We start from the raw sequence: 21070 nt of genomic DNA on the forward strand, positions 1-21070 counted from the left end.
ACAAGCCCGAGTCCTTCCGCGTTGCCAGGTAGGCATCCGTGCGCCGGGCATGACAGCCAGTAGCTGTTCCGACGGCCTTGCCGTCCTCGGTAACGACCTCGGGGGCAATGGAGCGTGGATCAGCGAGCGGCGTCCTGCGGCTTCGCGTCCAAGGCGGAGGAGGGAGGCGACGCGGAGCGTCGTCGACCGACGACAACGCCGGAGGCGGAGTCGCAGGACGCCGGGAGCCCGCGCACTATTGCCCCCGAGGTCGTAAGCCGGACCGCGGCCTTTCGTCACCTGCTCACGATCCGGCCGCTGGGGTGGCGTAGACGACGAGGTTGTCGCGGTATTCGCCCCGCGCGCTGTCATAGGTGCCTGAGCAGGTGATGAGGCGCAGGGCGGGCGGGCCCATGGTCGCGTAGACCTGGCTGTCAGGCAGGTCGTCCTTCTCGTACTGGCGTAGTGCCTGGACGGTGAAGGTGACGCTGGATCGGTCGTCGCGGGTCAGGGTGACCTCGTCGCCCGGGCGGAGCGTTGAGAGGCCGTGGAAGGCGCCGGGGCCGGTGGTGGAGTCGACATGGCCGACGACCACGGCCGCACCCGGGTCGCCGGGCCGCGGGCCGTCACTCCACCAGCCGATCTGCGCGGGGTTTCGGGGAACGCCGAGGCGACCGTCCTGCTGGACTCGCAGGCCGATCAGGTCCTGGTCGAGGCCGATGGCGGGTATGCGGATCCGTATCGGTGGCGCCGCGTTCGCATGCTCCCCGGACGCGGCGGCGTCCTCCGGCTCGGTGTGCACGGGCACGGTGCCTATCTCGACGGGCCCGGGGGCCCGCGCGGGTTCTGCCACCAGTGCGGATATGCCGACGCAGGTCAGGGCTACGCCCAGGGTGAGAGCCAGGGCCCCGGCCACTGTTTTCGCGGCGACCGGAGAAGAGCGGGCTGCTCATGCCTGGTCGGCGCGCCGTCGGCGCAGGGCCATCGCTCCGGCGCAGGCCAGCAGTGCGCCGCCGGCTGCGGCCGTGACGGGCACGACGGGGAATCCGTCGCCGGAGGCGAGGCCGCCGAGACCCGCGCCGACGCCGCCGTCGGGGTGGAGCGAGTCGGCCTGGTTGACAGCTGCGGTGTTGGGCAGCGCCACGTACGGGAAGGAATCTCCCGGCTCGCGGTAGGGGACGTCGACGGCGTCACCGGCTGCCAGGGCGGGCACGATCTTGCCGGTCTGCGCGGCGCCTTCGAGGGCCTGGAGCTCGATGTCGACGACATCGTCGTTGAGCCGGCGGCCGTTGGGGAAGCCGGCCAGGTCCTTGCCGAGGACGCCGAGGCGGTTGGGCTTGGCGGCCGGCGCGACCGACATGTTCAGCCGCAGCTCCTCGGCCGGTACGACCGCCGCCTTGTCCACATCCGCGTTGAGCCGCTGCGAGTTGAGGTCGGCCTTGATGGGGCCGCACTCCTTGCAGATCCCGGTGAGGAAGATCTCTACCAGGTCGTTGCGGGGCGTGGCGGGGGCAGGCACCCCGTAGATGTTCTGGATGAGCTTGGGGACGATCGGGTCCTTCACCTTGTCGACGACCGGTGTGACGCTGGCGTCCTTGTCCGGGCTGAGCGCGTTGAAGGCGTCCTTGTACTTCAGCGGCACGACCACTTCGTTGACGAGCGGGTTGCCCAGGCGTGAGACCTGGCGCCAGCCCTCCTCACCACCCTTGTCGGGCGCGCCCTGCGCGTCCCTTGCCTTGCCGTCCTCGGCGCCCTTGCTGCCCGTGCCCGCGACGTTCGCTCCCCGGCGATCGGTGGTCGACCACACCCCGATCACGGGGTTGCGCGTGGCATCGCCCTTGAGGGCCACGGCCTTCTTCGGCACCTGGATGGCGACGGTGTTGACGTTGTAGCCGGCGAGGGTGTTGTGCCCGGTCTCCTTCAGGTCGCCGCCGTAGAGGAGGTCGAAGACCCGCAGATCGAGGAAGAAGGGGTCGGACGCCTGTCCCGCGAAGGACTGCCCGCCGTCCGGCAGCGGAAGCACGGCCTGGTTGCGCAGCGAGGCGTAGTCGGGCATCGACGCCTTGCCGACGTTCGACGGGGCGGCCGGCGCGTCCTTGAGGAGCGTCTTGGTGTTCCCGCTGCTGTCGGTGACCGTCAGACTGTACGTCTGGCGGAAGTTGAGGGTCTCGTCGTCCAGCGACTTCACGACGCTTGTGTTGTACAGGAACTGGTTGGCGTCGTCGCGGACGTGATCGGTGAACTCCCACGTGTACGTGGTGTCCGGTTTGCCGTTTCCGTCCGCGTCGATCTTGATGTGGTAGCGGGCGTCGTTGGCGAACGGGTAGAAGTTCGGCCCGCCGTTGGGTTCCTGGAAGGGGATCCAGTTCGACACCAGGGTGACGGTGTCGGGGTTGTCCGGGCTGGTGAAGGCGTAGACGTCGGTGTTGTCGGCCCGAGGGTCACCTGCGATCATCGGCGCCTCGCGGTGGCTCGATGCCGAGCTGGATGCGGGTGCGAGGCCGGTGACGGCGGCCGCGGCCGCCAGCGCGAGGACGCCGGATGCGGCGAGGGTGCGTTCGGCCCGGCGTGAGGCGGACCTTCGTCGGGGCATGCGGGAGGATTGCATGGGCCATCCGTTTCCGGTGAGGGCCGCCTGCCTCCGCAGGGTGAAAGCGGGGCGGACGGCTGCGAGTTCCGCTCCAAGCGCCACACGCCGGACTGCGGGAGCTCGCCCTGATCGACGGCGACCGCGCGGCAAAAGTCCCACAATGTGACGTTGGGGCGTAATCAGATCACCATGCGTCCGGTGCGCCCGCAACGCCGACTGAGCCGACTGGGGCCGCACCTACGCCACCCCCACGCCCCGGGGCCGCTACCGGCGGACGAGGGTGTGAAGCGGTGGGCGCTGGGCGTACTGGAGCTCCCCCGCGGTTGCGCCTGGCAGGGCACGCAGGGCGTGCAGCGTGCCGGGCCGCACTGCGAGATGTGCGGTGACGGCTGGATCGGTGCGTTCGAGGAACGCGAGGTGCCGCACGGCGTGCGCCACCACGTGGCTGATCTCCAGGTCCGGCGGGGCCGGGTGGCCCGGCCTGGGCGAGCGGGAGATCACGTGCGGCTCGGGAAGAGGAGTGCCGGGCCGGTCCGGGGCGGGGTCGGAGTGGACGAGGTAGGTCAGGACGATGCCGCTGTCGCGGGTGGTGCGCCAGCTTGTCGAGTGCACCAGATGCCGTTCGTCGTGTTCGTCCAGGAGTGCGAGGCGTCTCGCGGTCCGGTCGGGGCTGGTGCCCCTGCCCAGCGCCGTGATCAGCCGGCGGTAGGCGAAGCCCTCGGTCGGATCGTGCCGCAGCAGCAGTACTTCGACGGCGACGGGCGGCGGCGCATCAGGTGCTTCGTGCGGGGCGAGCGGCATCGTGCACGGCTCCAACGTCGGCGGGCGGGCCCGGTAGGGATGGATCCCGCTGTGCCGATTTTATTGCGAAAGATATGTAATTGCGCAAATTGACTAGAAGGGCGACAGCCGACTTCACTCCTCTGGGCGGCAGCCGGTGGTGGTGCCGGCTGCCCGGTCATCGGCCCCCTCCTCCCATCGCCACTCGCTGCCCTCCGGGGTGTCGCGCAGCAGCACTCCGCCGGCGGCCACGGCTTCGCGCACCTCGTCCGCCAGGTCGTAGGCGCCGTCCGCGCGCAGCCTTCTGCGCAGGCCGAGCAGGGGGGTGAGGATCCGCCCCAGGGTGTGCTCCGGTTCCGTCAGGCCGCGTCCGGCGGCCCGTGCGAGACGGCGGATCATGCCATGCAGGACCGTGCGGGCCCACTCCCCGCCCTGGTCCTCCTCCATGTCGGCGCTCCACGCCGCGATCACCGACTCCAGCTCCACCACCACCTCGGCCATGGTCGCGGCGTCCCGCGCCTCCTGGGCGGCGTCGAAACGTAACTCCGCCGCCGCGACGGCCTCCTGGAGCGTGGCCGCCGCACCGCCCGTGGCCGGCGTGGTCGTGCGGGGCGCTGCGCCGACGTCGCTGTCGGCGGGACGACGAGGTACGGGAACCGCTCCGGACTCCCTGCCTCCCACCAGGTCACGCAGTTGTTCCAGCGGCAGCGTGGTGCCGCCGGGCACCGGGACGCTGACCCCCCGCCGCCGGATCGTCATGACACCCCGCCCCCACACACGTACCACCGACGTGTCGAGGTCGACGATGACCGCCGTGTGCTCATCGATCCCCAGGACGGCACCCTCGTCCGGCAGTTCATGCTCCAGGGCGGCAAGGCGGGGTTCGCCCAGATAGCAGAAGCGGGTGTCGTGCGTGCCGCCCTCGGCGTTGTCGTAGTGCGGGATCACCGCGACCGGCAGGCCGAGCACCCCGAGCAGATCCAGCCCGTCCAGCCACGCGGGGGGATGCCCGGCCTTGTACACCTCATAGACGGGCAGCGCCGCGAACCCCACCGTGCACGCCGCCGCCGAGGCCATCACCGTCACGCCGTACCCGCGCCCCACCCGCTCGCGCAGAATCTCCCCGAGCCGCAGGGTGTGCCAGCGGCCCAGCGCGTACGAAGGGCTGCCGGGCCCGGAGAATACCCATTCCGCCCTGCGCACCCGGTCGCGCACCTTGTCCGCGTCGCCATCGCCCGCCGCACCGCCCGAGGGCGCATCGGTGTGCGCGTCCGGAGCGACCACGGTCGTGAAACCCACAGAGCGCCGGAAGTACTCCCGGGCACGGGTGGAGATGTCGTCGCGGTTGACCTGGAATCCGTACGGTGTCTCCAGGATCACCGCATCGGCATCGCCGCCCAGGTGGGCGACCAGCTCCCGGTGCAGTGTGACCATGGTCGGGCTCGTCTCGCCCGAGCCCATCAGCGCCAGAATTCCCCGCCCAGCGTTCACGCCCACCCGCCCCCTCCGCCCCTGGCGAGCGGATACCGGCTTCGCAAGCCCGCAGGATCCGAATCCCTGAAGGACCCTTATCCGTACCCGACCGACATCCGCCTCATACCGCCGCGCCCTTCCGGGCTCGCGCCCGTCGCGGGGAGTCGCACAAGGAGGGGCCAGGATGTGGGCCCCGACCGTCCCGGCCTTCGCCCGGACCGGTTCACCAGGGCCCTGCCATCGCTCGCAGGACCAGCCCGACGCCGACCAGCAGCACGAGCGTAGACGTCGCTACCGGACCCCAGCGAGCCAGCTTCCGCAGCCGTTTCCAGCGGGTGGCCGCGGAAGCGCGCGTACTGCGGTCGATGCGGTCGCGGAGCCGGACGAGCAGAAGACCGGCCAAGGTGAGCGTGCCGGCCATACCGAGTCCATAGCCGAGGACGAGCAGCACGCCGAAGGCGGTCCGGCCCAGCGCGACCGCGCCGAGCAGAACGACCAGCGCGGAAGGGCTGGGCACGAGTCCGCCCGCGATGCCCATGCCGATGAGACCGCCGCGTGTAGCGGTGGCAGGGCGGGCAGGCACGTGCGAGTGGCCCTCTCCGTGCGGGTGACTGTGGCGGTCGTGCGTGTGGGTGTGCGGCCGGGTCTGAACGGAGGCCAGTACGGCGACGGGCGACGTGTCGGCAGCTGCCGGGGCCGCGGAGGGGCCCGTGGGTGGCGGCGGACGATGGCCGTCCTCGGGGGCGTGACGATGCCCATGCCCACGGCTGTGGCTGTGGCTGTGGCTGTGGCTGTGGTGATGGTGGTGGCCGTGCGTGGGCCTGCCCCGGATCGCGGACCGCAGCAGCCACAGACCGATGCCCGTCACGAGCAGGCCGCTGACCAGCCCGAGCCGGGTCAGCACCGTTTCGCCGGCGAGCGTCGTGGCGACCGGGAGCACAAGGCCCAGTACGAGCACGCCGGCGGTATGGGTGAGGGTGACCGTCGCGCCGACGGCCACCGCGTCCCGTGGCGTGCCACGGCGGCCCGCGAGGTAGGCGGCCATGATGGTCTTGCCGTGGCCGGGCAGCGCCGCGTGCGAGGCCCCCAGGACGATGGCCAGCAACAGCGCCAGCGCCCCCACGGGGATGGTGAGTTCGCGCGTACCGACGAGCGAGTCGAACACGCCGGACACCTTGCTCAGCGCGGCAGTGACGGGACCGGGGACCGTTCCCGCGCCGGGCAGGCCCTCGGAATTGACCGACGCGCCGCCGGACCCGCCCGGCTCGGTGCGAAGGGAGGCGGCGCGCTGATCAAGAGGGGCCGCCAGCGGGTCGGTCGGATAGCGGCGGAGTTCGTCGGTGGCCGACACAGCAGGCACGTTGCCGGCATCGAGTGTGACGCCCCGCCCTCGCGCGGTGATCTCCTGCCAGCCGATCCGGTCGCTTCCGTACGCGGTCCGCACCCTCACATGGGACGGTTGCCGCAGATCCGCCGGGCCGGTGAGCGTGCACTGGAGACGACTGGTCTCCAGTCCCGCCTCGCCGGGATGGTAGGAGAAGGCGGAGCTGCGAACACTGAAGTGGAGCGCTGAGCCGTCAGTGGTCACCCGCAGCCCGCCCGCCGCCGCCGTACAGGCTTTCCGCGCGTAGGCGCGGGCCTCGGCCGCGTCCACGCCGCCCCGGCCGTCGCGGTCGACGCCGGGGCGTTCCTGGGCGGCGGCGATCTCGGCCCGGTCGACGACCAGCCGCGCCTCGACCTGGTCCGGACGAAGGGTGAGACCGGTGTGGTGATTGACCGTGAAGTTGCCCAGCGGGTGCGCGGCAGCGGTGGGCGCGCTCACCGCACTCACCGTGAATGCGAGGGCCAGCATCGCCCCTGTGCGGAGGGCGCGGCGGGGTGCGACGTTCATCGGGCGGCATCGATTCGGTCGAGCGCGGCACGGGCGCGCGGGGCGTGCAGAGGGTGGAAGCGCGGGTCGATGGCCAGGGCACGCACGAGGTCCTCGCGGGCCGCCGCCCGCTCGTCCAGGGCGAGGCGGATCATCGCCCGGTGGTAGTGGAAGAGCGCGCTGCGCGTCCCCAGCCCCAGGGCGCGGTCCGCGTACGCCAGCGCCTGGGCGTTCCGCCCCGCCCGGTGCAACGCCCAGGCGCAGGCATCCTGTACGGCGATGAAGGGCCGGTCCTCGACGGCTGAACGGCCCATGGTGACGGCCCGCCCGCGATCGCCGTGGTCGGCCTCGAAGAGGATCGCGTCCACGTCGGCCGGCTCTCCGGCGGTCCGGCGCACCTGCTCGTGCGCGCGCAGTACGTCGTACTGCGCGCGGGCCTCGCGGGTCTTCCCCAGAGACTCCTGAAGCTCGCCCAGACCCAGGAGGTACTGCTGCAGCGGGACGACCGCGATGGCCGCCGCGTAGTCGGCGACGGCTTGCCGGTCGTGGCCGAGCACCGCATGCGCACGGGCCCTCGCCTCCAGCAGCGGCGCGTCCCCCGGAGCGGCCCGCAGACCGTCCTCCGCCTCCCGCAGCGCGGTGCGTGCGTCGCCCGCCTCCTGCGCGAGGGTGGCGAGATGGAGGCGGGCGAAGGCCCGGTCCGCAGGCGTCGCGGCGTAGTCCAGGGCGCGTTTCATGAGCGTCCGCGCCTGCGGGATGTCGCCGCGCAGCTCCCAGGTGTAGGAGGCACGGGCGAGGGAGGAGACGCCGGGCCGCAGATCCGTCATGCGCTGCACGGCACGGTAGGACTCCTCGTACCGCCCCAGCTGCGTATAGGCGTCGGCGAGAACTCCCTGAGCCGCGGCGTTCGACGGGTTGGTCGCCGCTGCCCGGCGTCCCCAGGCCAGAGCCGTCGTGAAATCGTGCCGGGCGGCGGCCAGTGCCCCCATACCCGTCTCGGCCTGATGGTTGTCGCGCGGCTGCACCTTCAACGACCTGCGAAGCGCTGACTCGGCCCTCGCGTACGCAGCGGGATCCGCCGTGGTCCGGCCCTCCTGTACGGACGCCATCCCCAGCTCGGCCCAGCCGACGTAGTTCCGCGGCACCCGGCGCAGCTCCTCACGCAGCGCGGCCACGGACCCCCTCGGCGAACCCGCCTGCGCCCCCTTCACCGACGCGTTATCTCCATCAGGAGGAGGCAGCCCGACCGATCCCGCAGCGAACAGGGTTACTCCCAGAACCAGGGCGATGCCCGCCCCACACAGCCATCTGCGGCCGGTGCGCGGTCTGGGTGGATCGACGACCTCCTGCTGGGGCACGGTCCTCCTCGAACGAGTACAAGGCGCTGGCGATCACGTCGCGCGCACGGTGCGCGGACGGTGCGAGTACGGTGCGCGGACGGTGCGAGTACGACCAGGGGGGCGGTCTGCCCTGCAACGCCGAGGACACCATGCGTGGGGCGACTCTGCTCGTCGGACTCGGCCATCCGGTCGCACCAGACCGGATCTTCGGCGACGGGGTGCTGACCACAGCCATCCTCGACCGGCTCCTGATTCAGGTCCGCGGAGCCATTCATTCGCGATGTCGAGCGGGCGCTGGAATCCATCCCGCCGCAGAACGGTCGGCGACCCCACTGATCAGCACTCTCGCGGTTGCACAACGATCCTCTCGGGCGGAGTGTGTATCCCTGCCCACCTCGGATTCGGGCGCCGTTGGGGGGTCTTTGCCGTCCCCCGAACGTACGTCGCGATCCCTCACCTCCGGGGAATGCGCGCCGCCCGCCGGTCGCCACGGCGGACGTCCCGTCCGGGTCAGCCCATCGGTTCCATTGGGGCGCCGGAGTGTTCGAGCCCTGGCAACAGCCAGGGCTCGAACGGCGCCAGGGCGGCGAGGACGATGAGCGCGAGGCCGACCGCTGTGGAGAGGCGCGGGCCCCAGCGCCAGAGTTTCTCGGCGAAGATCACGACTGCCAGGGCGGCCATCGCCACGATGTTCATGACGCCGAGCGGGACGAGGACCAGCATGAGGCCCCAGCAGCAGCCGACGCAGAAGAGGCCATGGTGGGCTCCGACGCGCAGGTCGCGGGCCCAGGGGCGGAAGCTCGCGTAGCGGAGGAGCTGGCCCATGGGGCTGCGGCAGTGGCGCAGGCAGATGTGCTTCAGGGGGCCGAGTTCGTACAGCCCGGCGAGCAGGAACGCGCCCGCGCCGATCCAGCGCGCGGCAGTGGCGTGGTCGTCCACCAGGCGGCCGGTCACCCCCAGGGCCGCGTACACGAGGAGCCCGAAGGCCGTCCAGGCGAGCAGGTAGCCGCCGGTGAACTGAGCGATCCGGCCGACTCGGACCGCGCCTGCGGACTGGCGGCTGATGCCGCGTACCCAGGTGATGGCCACCGGGGCCACGGACGGCAGCATCATGGCGATCATCATGGCCAGCCAGAGCGCCAGGAAGAGTGGCAGGCTCATGCCCATCGTGCCCGGTTCGACACCCATGCCCCGGGCCTGCCCGATCGTCACCAGCCACGTGAGGAGGGCGATCACCGCCATCAGGCCCCAGGCGACGCCCAGGACGCGTGGCGGCAGTAGGTTCCCGGGGCGCAGCGGGGGTGAGGTGGAGATTCGACGGTCGCGCATGGCGTTCCTGCCTCCCGTTCCCAGGACAGCACAGGGCGGCAGGTTCCGCCTGGTGTCCGTAGCGCAGAGGGTGGACGATGGAGGGAGAAGGCCCGCGCGACCGGGCGCTTCCTCGTGGCCGCAGAACGCCTCTCGGCCGCCCGTCCGGGCGCGGGGCCGTGAGGAGGTGCGGTGATGTCCGAAGCGACAGCGGTCATGCCGAAGTGGCACGCCAAGGGGGACTGGTTCGACACCTGCAAGTGCAGTGTGCCGTGTCCGTGCTCGTTCGCACAGCTGCCCACGTTCGGCGACTGCGACGGCGTCCTCGCCTGGCACATACGCGAGGGCCGATACGGTGACGTCCCACTTGACGGTCTCAACGTCCTGATGCTCGGTTCCTTCGTGGGCAACGCCTGGGCCGAGCACTCCGACGCATATGCGGCGGTCTTCGTCGACGAACGTGCCGACGACCGGCAGCGCGAGGCGTTGCAGATGATTTTCGGCGGTGAAGCCGGCGGCTGGCCCGCCGAGTTCGGTGAGATGTTCGGCGCGGAGATGCGGGGCATGGAGTTCGCCCCGATCGAGTTCGATGTGGCCGACGACCTCGCGTCCTGGGCGGTCAGGATTCCAGGCCGCGTCGAGGCGAGGGCGGAAGCCCTCACCGGCCCGACGACCCCGGACGGCGCACGCGTCCAGACAACCAACCTGCCGGGCTCCGAAACGGGCCCGGGCCAACTCGCCACCTGGGGCCGGGCGACGGCCGACCAGGCCGACGCGTTCGGATTCCAGTGGAGCCGAGAAGGCCAGTCAAGCAAGCACATCACCTTCGACTGGCAGGGCGGCCCGGCCTGAGGACCGGTCGCACGGGCGGTGGGTGAAGCGCGAGGGGCTGTCCACGCGGTCGGCGGCGTCCCTGCGCCATCCTGACGGGCAGCCCTCGATGGACTCCCGCGAGCGGTACGGCGGCGGCTCGTCGCAGGCCCCGTTCGGGGGCTCGCCCCCGGGCCGACTCGCGTGAGCGATGCGTGAGCGGACGGCGAAGCAGAAGCCGACATCAACAGGACCGAGCCTCCTGCCATGTGGCGCTGACCAGGCAGAACAGCACCACGCGGCACGGGCAAGCAGTACCGGGCAGGAATCCGACGCGCTCGGTCGGCGGGCAACGGCGTTACTCCCGGCGGGAGATCGACCGGGTGGCCGAGGCGGTCGATCTCATCGACGAGGGCGTCACCCTGGTCGGCGTCCGGCACGTACTGACCCTGCGCGCACGGGTCGCCGTACTGGAGGCCGAACTGCGCGGCGCCCACGGCTGAGCGCCTGCCCCCGAAAGCCCCGCTCCGAACCCGGCCTTCGCCCCATGCCCGCTCCGGCCCCGGCCTTCGCGTACCTCATACGCCGTCCCGGGACGCGACCCAGCGACCCTGCCCAGCGCTGCTTCCACTGCCCCTCCCGGCAGCCGTTCTCACGAACCCACCCGCGTCCCTGCGTTCCAGAATCCCACTGGGGAACGCGAACCGAAGTGCCGTCCGCACGGTCGAGGCTGCCCCACCGGACGTTGCCGGTGCGGACTGCTCCCCGCTCCTCACTCCCGGCACGTCAACTTCATCTGAGCCGCCGCATGATGCGCCCCCACCAGCGTCGCGTCTCCCCAGTCCCGCCCGCGGTCGATCAGCTGAATCGCGATGCGCCCGCCCTTGACCGCGTAACTCCCGACCTGCACCAGGCTGCCGCGATGTACGGTTTGGCGCACGGCGAACGCCGCGTACGAGGACTTCTCCTCGTTGGGGTCGGCGAGCACCCGGTAGAACGTGGGGTTGCCGGCGACATCGTTGTCGCGGCCGCTCTTGGGGACGAACACCGCGAGCGCGCATTTCTCGAAGCCCTTGCCGACCTGCCAGGACCAGACGGCGCTGCCGCCGCGGTCCTTGTCCGGGGCGCCGGACATGGGGACGGCGCTGAAGCGCCCGTCGCACGAACCGGACCTCGAACCACCGGACTTGACGGTGTACCAGGCCGCGATGCCGTTCTCGAAGCGCCCGAACTCGCGGTAGCTTCCACCGGGGCAACCGGGTCCCGCCCACGCCGTGAACGACGGGCTGCGCGCGGGCGGCGGCGGCTTGGCGGGGGCCTTCGGGGGCCGGGATGTGGGGGGTGGGGTCCGGGGCGGGTCGACGGGCTCCTGCCCGGTCGGGCCGATCCGGGTCGGCGCCCCGCCGGGCGCGTCGTCCGCGTTGCCCACGGGCCCGTCCATACCGCCGCCGCCGCCGGAGTCGGTCAACAGCGTCGCCGACACGACCAGAACGGCCAGCGCGACCCCAACTCCCGTGACCACCCACACCTTTCGCACCCGGATGAGGGTGGAGAACCGGCCGAAGGCCGTCTCGCGGGCCACCCAGCACCCGTCCGCCGGCCGCCCACCCCCCGAACCCGCCCCACAGTCCGGGCAGACCATGCCCGGCAACACGTCCCCGTGACCGCCGCACCGTTCGCACACCATGAAGACCTTCTCGCGCCGCACTTCCCGAACTTCCCGATCATCCTGACCAGTCGGACATCCTGACCAGTCGGCCAGTAAGCCAAGAGGGACCAACTATGCACGAGGCCACCCCCCTGAGACAGGGAACCCACACGATTGACCTTGCCCCAGAGGCAGGGCCCAGCCTCATCCGCGTCGGGCCGCGAGCCAGCGGCCCGGTGACGAAGGATGGAGCCATGGACCTGCCGACCACACCGGACACGCCGAGCGCCCCGGCCACCCCGACCGTGCCGAAACTCTTGACCATCGGCGCGTTCGCGGCCCGCTCACGCCTCTCGCCCAAAGCGCTGCGCCTGTACGACCGACTGGGCCTCCTGACACCGGCCCACGTCGACGCGGACACCGGCTACCGCTGGTACCGGGCGGACCAGGTGGAGCGGGCGCGGCTGGTCGCCCTGCTGCGGCGGATCGACATGCCGCTGGCGCGGATCGCCGCGGTCGTCGAACTGCCGGGCCCCCAGGCCGCGGACGAGGTGTCGGCGTACTGGGGGCGGAGGGGCATTCGCATACTGGACGTATTCGGCTGTTCCGACAACGCGGCGAGGTGCCGTAGCTGTCATCGTGCGCCCGCCAGGGATTGCGGGACAGCCCTTACGACCTCGGGGGCAATAGCGCGCGGGCTCCCGGCGTCCTGCGACGCCGCTCGCCGATCCACGCTCCATTGCCCCCGAGGTCGTCAGTGTCGCGCCAGGCACCATTTGCCCCGTAGCGACGCCCGGCAGGCGCTCTCGCCGCACCGGACGCCGCTCCCTGACGGGCGAACGTCACCCGCCGCGGCACTGGCCCCCGGCGAGGGGAGGGCGGCACGAGGGGCATCGCGCTGCACCAGCGGCCGGGTACTACTCGCCCCCCTCTCCCGCGTACCTCAGTCCCCCTCGCCCCTCCCCGGGCCGCCCATGTCCAGCGGGCCCTCGCCGCCCGGGCCGCGGGGTTCCAGCTCGACCTGGATGCGGTGGGTGGTGTCCCTGGAGGCCGTGGCGCCCAGCTCCGCGGTGACCACGCCGATGCGCAGGCCGCCCTTTCCGCTGCCCTCGCGGCGCACCTGGACGGCGAATTCCAGGTGCACCTTCTGCACCCGGAAGCGCATTCCGCTCGCGCTGCCGCGGCGTTGGGCCTCCTCCAGCTCCGCCCGTACCTGGCTGATCACATCGGCCAGACCCGCGCCTGCCACCGTGCCGTTCGCCGTGTCCGCAGTGCCGTTCGTGTTCACCGTGCCCACATCCCCCCGCTGCCGCCGAGGCCCCATTGTCACCCACGGCGACTATGCTGGTACAGCATGGGGGAGTCACACACGGAGACCAACTTCCGTACTGATCAAGAAACTTGGCGTGTTCGATTACGGAGCGCCGACTGTGCCAAGCAGGTACTCGGGGCCGGGGTGCTGCTCGGTGACGGACTGGTGCTGACCTGCGCGCATGTCATCCGGATTCCCGGGACCGACGAGCATCTGCCGTCCGTGACCGTGGAGTTCCCGGGCACCGGCGGCGCGGTCGGGACCGGGCTGCGGGCCCTCGTAGAGCCGCTCCACTGGGTCCCCCGCGCCGACGACCACAGCGGTGATCTCGCCCTGCTGCGGTTGGCCGGCCCCCCACCGGCCGCCGCGCGGGCCACCACACTCCACCGGCTGCCGACCATCTGGAACCGCCGGGTTCACTTCGCCGGATACCCCTCCCGCATCACCGGCGGCAAGTGGTCCGAGGCGCTCATCAAGGGCAACGGTGGGCCCGGTGACGAATGGGTGCAGATCGACCCGGTCGTCGAGGCGGACACCCTGATGCGGCGCTTCAGTGGCGCCGGAGTCGTCGACAACCGCACCGGCCGCGTCATCGGCATCGTCGTCAGCAAACTCGACTCCGAGCGGGACGGCGCCCACTACCGGCACGGATACATGATCCCGACCGCCACGGTCATCAAGCACCTTCAGCTGGTGCGTGACCGGTATGCGACCGGCCGCCAGGTCGTCCCGCCGACGCTCACCGCCGACCCCGCCACCCCCGGTCCCGACCGCGGCTTCGCGCGCTGGCTGACCCGTTGGCTGGCGGGCGAGGACACCATGGCCGCCGTCGAGATCGCGTTCGTACGGGAGGCCGACAAGGACGCGGCGCTCGCCCTGCACACCACGCTCACCCTCGCCGACCGCGAGCGCTCCCCCCGCACCTCGGTCGCCGGGCCCGTCCCCAACGGCCACGTTGGGGTGCCGCGCCCCGGCAGCCTCGATCTGGCCGTCGACGTCCGCGGCAAAACCCCGGCGCAGGTCGCCGAGGAGATCGCGGAGGGCATGGGCCTGGACGGGCCGGGGCCGCAGCCGGTGCCGGAGCGCATAGCGGCCGACGCCTTGCCGCTCACCACCGTGATCGAGGGTGTGGACGATGCCGTGCGGCCGGTGGAGACCGTCGAGTTGCTGCACACGCTGGCCCGGCGCGGCGGGCGGCTGCTGCTGGTCTTCCGGCGGCACGACTCCCCCGCCCTGGACCGCACCCGCGAGCTCCTCCTCGATCCCGACCACCCGGAGCGTCGGCTGGAGCGGATAGGCCTGCGCATCGGTCTGCTCACCCGCACCGAGGAACTCGCCAGGGATCTGCGCAGGCGCGCACAGTCATGCGTGCGCCCCCTGCCTTCGATCTCGCGCTACGCACCGGACCTGGAGCTCAAGGCGGTCCGGCTGGCGGCGGACCCCGAGCGTGGCGCCACGAGCTTCCTCGTCAAGCTGAGTTACGTCGAAAGGACCGTGGAGGCCGCCCTGCTGGAGGCGGAGACCGGCCACCGCACGCTCACCCGGCAGCTCGCTCGCCACCAGGAGCTGCGCGGCCTGCTCGACGCGTACGGGGCCCGGCTCGCCGCCCACCAAATCTCCGAGGCGGTGGCGCGGGAACAGCGGGAGGCGCAGCAGCTACTGACCGGCGGCCCCTGCGAACCGGCGGAGGCCGAGGGGGCGGTCGACCGGTTCGTACGGGCCGCCCGTACGGCACTTGAGGAGTTGCCCGGCAGCCCCGAGGAGGCACCCCGGTGAGGTCCTGTCCGCACCCCGGCTGCCCCGGGCAGGTCACCGAGACCGGCTTCTGCGACCGCACCGGCCTGCCCGTCGACGAGGAGGCGGGGGCGGAGGACCGATCGGGTCCAGTCGTTCAACTGGCCTCGGGGGCAGAGCAGTTCGTTGTGACCGGCGCCGATGACGGGCTTATGGACCTGCCCCTCGTCGAGGTCCCCGACCCGGCTCTGCTCGTCGAGCCGGTCGACGAGCTGCCCTCCTCGCACGTCATGCGCTGCGGCAACCCCGACTGTGAGGAGCTGATCGGCGTCGTGGCCACCGAGGGCCACTGCAGCTGCGGTACGCCGTACGCGCTGCGGCCCCAGCTGTCCGCCGACGACGTGCTCGCCGACCAGTACCAGGTGATCGGGCCCATCGCCCACGGCGGCCTGGGCTGGGTCTACCTCGCCGAGGACGCCCAGCTCTACAACCGCCCGGTAGCACTCAAGGGACTGCGCAATCCGCACAGCCAACTGGCCCGCGAAGTCGCGCTGCACGAGCGGCGGCACCTCACCGACCTGAACCACAAGGACATCATCCGCGTCATCAACTACGCGACCCACCGCCCCTCGGGCACCGACTACATCGTGATGGAGTTCGCCGGCGGGATGGCGCTGCACCGCATCGCGGAGCGCATCGCCCGCGACGAGGCACCGTTCTCCGGGACCCGGGTGCACGAGTTCGTGGTGAGTTACGGGATCCGGATCCTGGACGCGCTCGGCTATCTCCATGAGCACGAGCACAAGATCTACGGCGACATGAAGCCGGACAACGTCATCCACTGCGGGGACGGCATCAAGATCATCGATGTCGGTGGAGTGCGGGAGTTCGGCGCGCCCGGCCCGTACACGGACTTCTACAAGGGCCCGGAGGTCCCCCCGGACGGCCGGGCGCACCCCCAGTCCGACCTCTACAGCGTCGGCATGACCCTGCGGGAGCTGACCGACGCCGCCCACCATCCCGCGCCCGGCCTCGGCGCGGAGTCCCTGGAGAGGGTGTTGCGGCGGGCCACGGCCGACGATCCCAGGGCCAGGTTCGCGACGGCCGACGAGATGTCGGTGCAACTGCGCGGGGTGATACGCGAGTTGCGTTCACTGCGGCTCGGCAAGGAGACCTTCGAGCCGTCCCTGCTGTTCGAGCCGGGACCGGCCGCGCTCGACGGCACGCTCGGTGAGGCTCCCGCCCTGGGGTCCTGGACGTACGGCACGCACCGCCTCGCGCTGACCGCGGCGCCGCCGCCGCCCGCCGAGGTCGCGGTGGGCCTGCCCGTGCCCAAGACGGATCCGGACGATCCGCACGCGCCCTCCCTGGCGCGGACCGCGCACGACGCGCCGGGCCTGCTGCAACTGCTCGCCGACTGGACGCCGTCCGCCGAACTGCACCTACTGCGCTGCCGTTTGCACCTCGACCTCGCCCGCCGCGCCGAGCGGGACCCGCAGCAGGCCCAGCGGCGGCCGGTGTCCCCGGCGGAAGCCGCACCCCGCTCCGGCTCCCCCGCCGAATCCGCACCCGGCTCCGGCCACCGCGAAGCGGCCCGCGCCGAGCTCGAACGCGCCGGCGCCCTGCTCGGCCCCATGGCCCGTCATGACTGGCGGCTCAACTGGCACAGCGGGCTGCTGCACCTGGCCGCGAGCCGGGTCGCCGAGGCCCGCACCGAGTTCGACACGGTCTACAGCGCGCTCCCCGGCGAGTACGGCCCCAAGCTCGCCCTCGGCTACTGCCACGAGCAACTGGGCGACACGGACCGTGCGATGCGCTTCTACGAGGCGGTGTGGCTGCGCAACCACTCGATGGGCAGTGCCGCGTTCGGCCTCGCCCGCATTCACCTGGCCCGCGACGAACGGGACGAGGCCCTGACCATCCTCAGCCACGTTCCGAAGGACTCGCGGCACCGCACCGCCGCGCGGACCGCGATCGTACGCATCACGGCGGGCCTGCGCGGACCGGAGAACACCCCGCCGCCGCTGGAGTCCATCACCACCGCACTCGCCCAGGTCCTGCGGCTGCACGAGGAGGAGGGGCTGACCGACCGGCACGCCGTGCTGCGCCTGGAGACACACATCCGGGAGGTCGTCCTCGACTGGCTCTGCGAACCGGGCGACGGCGGTGACGAAGGCGACGACGGCCGAAGGCAGGAGCAGCGGCTCGCCGCGCTGAGAGAGCGGGTACAGGACCGGCAACTCACCGAGGACCGGCTGCGCAGACGCCTGGAGGAGTCGTACCGGTCCCTCTCCGAGCAGGCCGACGACGCGAGGACGCACGGGGCACTCCTCGATCTGGCCAATGAGATCCGCCCCCTGCGGTGGACGCACAAGGAGCACACATGGCTCAGGACGACACAGAAGATCCGCCGGGCGCTGTCTCCCTCGAAGTGAGCCAGCAGCCCGACGTGTCGGCGGACCGCGGCGCCGAGGGCGGCACCCGCGTGTGCGCGGTGGTGACGGTGACCGTGGGGCCGGCGAAGCCCCGGGAGGAGGGCCCTCATGTGGGCTCCCCCAGGGCCTCCTTGGCGACCCCGGGAGCAGTCCCGGCATCCGCGCCCCCGGCCAGGGCCGAGGTCTTTCTTCTCGACTGCTCGGCGTCGATGGGCTATCCGCGCGACAAGCTCTGGGCCGCCCAGGACGCGGCGGCCGAGGCCGTCGACGCGCTGCCCGACGGTACGTACTTCGCGATCGTCGCCGGGCGCCACACCGCGGAGCTGCTGTACCCGCCGGAGTCCGCGGGGCCCGCCACGCTCGCGCGCGCCGACGCCACCACCCGGCAGGAGGCCAGGGACGCGGTCGGCCGACTGGTGCCCGGCGGCGGCACGGCCATCGGCAGCTGGCTCGCTCTCACCCGTGAACTGTTCGGCAACGGGCCCGGGGCCGCGGTCCGGCACGCCCTGATGCTCAGCGACGGCCGCAACGAGCACGAGAGACATCAGACACTTGAGGCCGAACTCGTCGCTTGCGCAGGGCTTTTCACCTGCGACACCCGTGGCATCGGCGAGGACTGGGACCCGGACGAGCTCCAGATGGTGTCCGAGAGCCTGGACGGCAAGGCCGACGCGGTACGCGATCTCGACGCGCTCCCCGGCGAATTCCTGGCCGTCACCGCCGAGTCGGCGGCCCGCCGCGTCACCGGCCTGCGGCTGCGGATCACCCACCGCGCGGGCAGCGCCCCGCTGACCGTCCAGCAGGTCCACCCCACCCGCCGCGACCTCCTCGCGGGTGGCGCGGCGGCCGGCGAGCGGTGCCTGGAGTTCCGTACGCCGCCGTGGCGCAACGAGACCCGCGAGTACCTGGTGTGCGTCGCGGCCTCCCGTACACCCGACGAGCCCGTCGACCGGGCGCTGTGGCTGGCCGACGTGAAGGTGGTGCGCGACCGGGACTCCGGTGAGGGGCTCCAACTGCCGCCCGCCCGGCCGCTCCTGGTTCGCTGGACGCGCCGCCACGACCTCTACAGCCAGTACGACCCCAAGGTGCTGCACTACGCCCACCACGACGCCCTCGTCCGCGGCCTCGAAGAGGGCCGCGCCGCCCACCGCGCAGGTGACCCGGCACGCGCGCGCCGCGCGTGGGGCGAGGCCGTGCGCCGCGCACACGCCATGGGCAACCAGCCCATGCTGCAACGCCTCGCCGATGTCGTACGGATCATCGACGCGGAGCACGGCGAGGTGGAAATCCGCCCCGACATCAGGCCTCTGGACATCAACTCGGCCATGGTGCTGCGCGCCCACAGCACGCTTCTGCCGCCGGACAAGCCGCCGCTGGAGCCCAGTTGATCCGGCAGTCCATCGGCCGGCCGGCCCGGCGGTTCTGGCACTCGTCCACCGGCGTCGGCAGCGTCAGTACCGCCGGCTACCTGCGCCGCCAGTTGGTGTGGCTGCTCGCCCTGACCGCCGTGGCCGTCTCCGCGCTGTTCAGCGCGTATCACGAGGTGCACCGCGACACCGCGGCGATCAGCGACCGCACCGGACCCGCCATCGTCGAACTGGCCAGGGCCCACACCCTCCTGCGGCTGGCGCACACGACGGCCGCCGAGCACCTCGCGTACCTGACGCAGCACCCGGAGCAGCCCGACATCCTGAGCTTCGGTGAGGAGTACGCGAGCCTGCTCACCGAGGCCCGCCAGAGCCTCGACCTGGCGGACCGCACCAACGCCCTGAACCGCGGGGACCGGCAGTCGCTGCGCATCGTGTCCGGGCTCGTCGACGGCTACGCCAAGCGGATCGACGGAGCGTGGAAGCAGTACGACAAACCGAAGTTGAGCCGCGCGAACCTCAGTTACGCGACAACGATGATGCACGCGAAGTCGTCCGGCGTGCTGAATCGGATCGCCGACCTACAGAGCAAGCAGAGCGCCGCGCTGGACCGGCAGCAGGAGTGGGGTACCGCGCCGCTGCTGACCTGGCCGGTCGCGGTAGCGAGCTGTCTGCTGCTCGGGGTACGGCTGGTGGGCATCCAGTTCTTCCTGCGGCGGCGCTTCCGGCTGCGGCTGAGCATCCCACTGGCGGCGGTGACGCTGCTGCTGGCCGCGCTGCCGGTGCTCGCCTACGGCACCTGGGAGGCGCACGGCTGCCAGGCCGATGTCCGCGGCGTCGCGGCCCGGTTGGAGCCCGCCGGGCGTCCGGTGGCGCAGGGCACGATCGACGAGGTGGAGAGCGACATGAGCGAGGCCCTGTCCGGGGGGAACGCCGGGGGGTGGGCGCGGGTCACCCTGTTCGTTCCGCTCGCGGGCGTATTGATGGCGGGGGTCGTCCTGTGGACGCTCCGGTCCCATCTCGCCGAGTACACGTATCCGCGCAAGCCGGGAGGCGGCCGCCGATGACCGGTCCCGGGCGCTGTCTGCGCCTCGCCCTCGCCGCGTCCCTGCTGGCCGGTCTCGGCCTGTCGTCCGCCGCCTGCACGAAGGGGTCCGCGCCCACCATCAATGTGCTCGGCCCCTGGACGGGCGACGAGGAGGCCAGCTTCAAAAAGGTGCTCGATCGGTTCGAGACGAAGGAGAGCATCGAAGTCGACTACCGGGGCACCACCTCGCGCCGCGAGACACTCCTCGCCCAGGTGCAGGCCGATTCGCCGCCCGACATCGCCATCCTGCCGAGCCTCGGCGAGCTCACCGAGTACGCGTACGACGGCGAACTGGTGCCCCTGCCGAAGGAGTTACGGGAACGCTCCCCCGCACCCTGGTCCCCCGGGCTCCGCGTCGACGGCCGCACGAACACCTACTGGACCCCGGTCAAGATCGATCTCAAGAGCGTCGTGTGGCACTACCCGGAGCGTCCCGCCGGGAAGGGCGCGTGGTGCCTGGGCATGGGCTCGGGCGCGACGTCCGGCTGGCCCGGCAGCGACTGGATCGAGGACATCCTGCTCCAGCAGTCGGGCCCCAGCGTGTACGAGGACTGGGCGACCGGCGCACTGTCCTGGCAGGACCCGGAGGTACGCCGCGCCTGGAAGACCTGGGGCCGGATCATCACCGCGGGCGGACGCGGCCAGGCGGCGGCCGCGCTGGCCAACAACTTCGAGGCCAAGGACGACAAGGGCCTCCTGAAGCCACCGCCCGCCGCCGGCTGCACGCGCGAGCACCAGGGCAGCTTCATCCGCCGCCTGTACGGCCCCGAGGTCCGCTTCGTCTCCACCGCCGACGCCGTCGGGGAACTCGCCAACGACAACGGCGCGTACGAGGTGGCCGGGGACATGGCCGCGATGTTCCGCGACAGCGCGGGGGCGCGACTGCTCCTCACCTTCCTCACCGGCGAGGAGGGCCGTACGGCCTGGTCGGAGAAAGTCGACGAACGCAACCGGCCGTTCTTCCCCGTCTCCGCAGGGATCTACCACGAGGACTGGGGCAACCGTGCGGTCGACCGGACGCTGCGGGGGGCGACCCGGCTGTGCGTGGACGCGTCGGACGCGATGCCGCCGAATCTGGTGGGGGCGTTCCACCGGGCGGTACTGGAGTACTTGGAGTACCTGAACGCCCCCGGGGGCCGGGCGTCGCCGCTGGGCAGCCTGCTGGAGCAGCTGGAACTGGAGCGGGGCCGCCAGCACAAGAGCGCGACCCCATACGTCCCTTCGGTCTGCGCCACACCCTAGGGGTGTTGTTTGGATCAGGTCGGATCAGGGAGCCGGGCTGGGTGCCGTGTATCGCAAGGCGGAGGAGGGAGTCGACGCGGAGCGTCGGGGACTGA

The 21070-nt window shown here is 71.9% G+C and carries 16 protein-coding genes and 1 pseudogene; 8 read left to right on the forward strand and 9 right to left on the reverse strand.

Annotated elements, in window-relative coordinates; genetic code table 11:
- Positions 1-283: 283 nt before the first annotated feature.
- From QMK30_RS03040 to QMK30_RS03070, 7 genes are all read right to left on the reverse strand, one after another.
- Positions 284-832, reverse strand: coding sequence for a class F sortase (locus tag QMK30_RS03040; protein WP_283515536.1), 549 nt, complete (start codon positions 830-832; stop codon positions 284-286).
- A gap of 96 nt (positions 833-928) precedes the next feature.
- Entirely contained in the window at positions 929-2587 is a 1659-nt protein-coding gene (locus QMK30_RS03045; RefSeq protein WP_283515537.1) for a DUF4331 domain-containing protein, read from the reverse strand.
- Positions 2588-2833: 246 nt separating this feature from the next.
- A complete protein-coding gene (locus QMK30_RS03050) occupies positions 2834-3370 on the reverse strand; it encodes a hypothetical protein (RefSeq protein WP_283515538.1) in 537 nt (178 codons plus the stop codon).
- Between the two features lie 114 nt (positions 3371-3484).
- Positions 3485-4840, reverse strand: coding sequence for a hypothetical protein (locus tag QMK30_RS03055; protein WP_283515539.1), 1356 nt, complete (start codon positions 4838-4840; stop codon positions 3485-3487).
- Positions 4841-5045: 205 nt separating this feature from the next.
- Complete coding sequence (locus QMK30_RS03060; protein WP_349362033.1) at positions 5046-6644, reverse strand: nickel transporter; 1599 nt, start codon at positions 6642-6644, stop codon at positions 5046-5048.
- Between the two features lie 65 nt (positions 6645-6709).
- Complete coding sequence (locus QMK30_RS03065) at positions 6710-7867, reverse strand: tetratricopeptide repeat protein (RefSeq protein WP_283515541.1); 1158 nt, start codon at positions 7865-7867, stop codon at positions 6710-6712.
- A gap of 675 nt (positions 7868-8542) precedes the next feature.
- Positions 8543-9361: a DUF2182 domain-containing protein gene (locus QMK30_RS03070; RefSeq protein WP_283515542.1), complete on the reverse strand. Its 819-nt coding sequence runs from the start codon at positions 9359-9361 to the stop codon at positions 8543-8545.
- Between the two features lie 174 nt (positions 9362-9535).
- Here QMK30_RS03070 and QMK30_RS03075 point away from each other — a divergent pair, with 174 nt between their 5' ends.
- Positions 9536-10192: a DUF1326 domain-containing protein gene (locus tag QMK30_RS03075; RefSeq protein WP_283515543.1), complete on the forward strand. Its 657-nt coding sequence runs from the start codon at positions 9536-9538 to the stop codon at positions 10190-10192.
- Between the two features lie 227 nt (positions 10193-10419).
- On the forward strand, positions 10420-10653 hold the full coding sequence (locus QMK30_RS03080; RefSeq protein ID WP_283515544.1) for a MerR family transcriptional regulator: 234 nt from the start codon (positions 10420-10422) through the stop codon (positions 10651-10653).
- Positions 10654-10922: 269 nt separating this feature from the next.
- Here QMK30_RS03080 and QMK30_RS03085 read toward each other — a convergent pair whose 3' ends face one another.
- Positions 10923-11732 carry an adhesin gene (locus QMK30_RS03085; RefSeq protein ID WP_349362034.1) on the reverse strand — a complete coding sequence of 270 codons (810 nt, stop codon included), beginning with the start codon at positions 11730-11732 and terminating at the stop codon, positions 10923-10925.
- A gap of 320 nt (positions 11733-12052) precedes the next feature.
- Between QMK30_RS03085 and QMK30_RS03090 the strand changes: the two are divergent.
- A pseudogene (locus tag QMK30_RS03090) lies at positions 12053-12364 on the forward strand (MerR family transcriptional regulator); the annotation flags it as partial.
- A 377-nt stretch (positions 12365-12741) separates the two neighbouring features.
- On the opposite strand, the gene QMK30_RS03095 reads toward QMK30_RS03090, so the two are convergent.
- Positions 12742-13086, reverse strand: coding sequence for a trypco2 family protein (locus tag QMK30_RS03095; protein ID WP_283515545.1), 345 nt, complete (start codon positions 13084-13086; stop codon positions 12742-12744).
- Positions 13087-13152: 66 nt separating this feature from the next.
- On the opposite strand from QMK30_RS03095, the gene QMK30_RS03100 reads away from it, so the two are divergent.
- The 5 genes from QMK30_RS03100 to QMK30_RS03120 are packed head-to-tail and all read left to right on the forward strand — an operon-like array spanning position 13153 to position 20975.
- Positions 13153-14886, forward strand: coding sequence for a trypsin-like peptidase domain-containing protein (locus QMK30_RS03100; RefSeq protein ID WP_283515546.1), 1734 nt, complete (start codon positions 13153-13155; stop codon positions 14884-14886).
- Positions 14883-17279, forward strand: coding sequence for a tetratricopeptide repeat protein (locus QMK30_RS03105; protein WP_283515547.1), 2397 nt, complete (start codon positions 14883-14885; stop codon positions 17277-17279). The genes QMK30_RS03100 and QMK30_RS03105 overlap by 4 nt, the downstream gene beginning before the upstream one ends.
- A complete protein-coding gene (locus tag QMK30_RS03110; protein WP_283515548.1) occupies positions 17228-18667 on the forward strand; it encodes a vWA domain-containing protein in 1440 nt (479 codons plus the stop codon). Before QMK30_RS03105 ends, QMK30_RS03110 begins: the two co-directional genes overlap by 52 nt.
- On the forward strand, positions 18664-19713 hold the full coding sequence (locus tag QMK30_RS03115) for a GlnX family signal transduction membrane protein (RefSeq protein ID WP_283515549.1): 1050 nt from the start codon (positions 18664-18666) through the stop codon (positions 19711-19713). The genes QMK30_RS03110 and QMK30_RS03115 overlap by 4 nt, the downstream gene beginning before the upstream one ends.
- Positions 19710-20975: a hypothetical protein gene (locus tag QMK30_RS03120; RefSeq protein ID WP_283515550.1), complete on the forward strand. Its 1266-nt coding sequence runs from the start codon at positions 19710-19712 to the stop codon at positions 20973-20975. The genes QMK30_RS03115 and QMK30_RS03120 overlap by 4 nt, the downstream gene beginning before the upstream one ends.
- The last annotated feature ends 95 nt before the right edge of the window (positions 20976-21070 follow it).

Source organism: Streptomyces sp. H27-C3 (assembly GCF_030063415.1).
GTDB lineage: Bacteria > Actinomycetota > Actinomycetes > Streptomycetales > Streptomycetaceae > Streptomyces.

Coding starts and splice junctions, on each gene's coding strand:
- QMK30_RS03045 (WP_283515537.1), bottom strand. CDS start 2,587: ATGCAATCCTCCCGCATGCCCCGACGAAGGTCCGCCTCACGCCGGGCC.
- QMK30_RS03050 (WP_283515538.1), bottom strand. CDS start 3,370: ATGCCGCTCGCCCCGCACGAAGCACCTGATGCGCCGCCGCCCGTCGCC.
- QMK30_RS03070 (WP_283515542.1), bottom strand. CDS start 9,361: ATGCGCGACCGTCGAATCTCCACCTCACCCCCGCTGCGCCCCGGGAAC.
- QMK30_RS03075 (WP_283515543.1), top strand. CDS start 9,536: ATGTCCGAAGCGACAGCGGTCATGCCGAAGTGGCACGCCAAGGGGGAC.
- QMK30_RS03100 (WP_283515546.1), top strand. CDS start 13,153: ATGGGGGAGTCACACACGGAGACCAACTTCCGTACTGATCAAGAAACT.
- QMK30_RS03110 (WP_283515548.1), top strand. CDS start 17,228: ATGGCTCAGGACGACACAGAAGATCCGCCGGGCGCTGTCTCCCTCGAA.
- QMK30_RS03120 (WP_283515550.1), top strand. CDS start 19,710: ATGACCGGTCCCGGGCGCTGTCTGCGCCTCGCCCTCGCCGCGTCCCTG.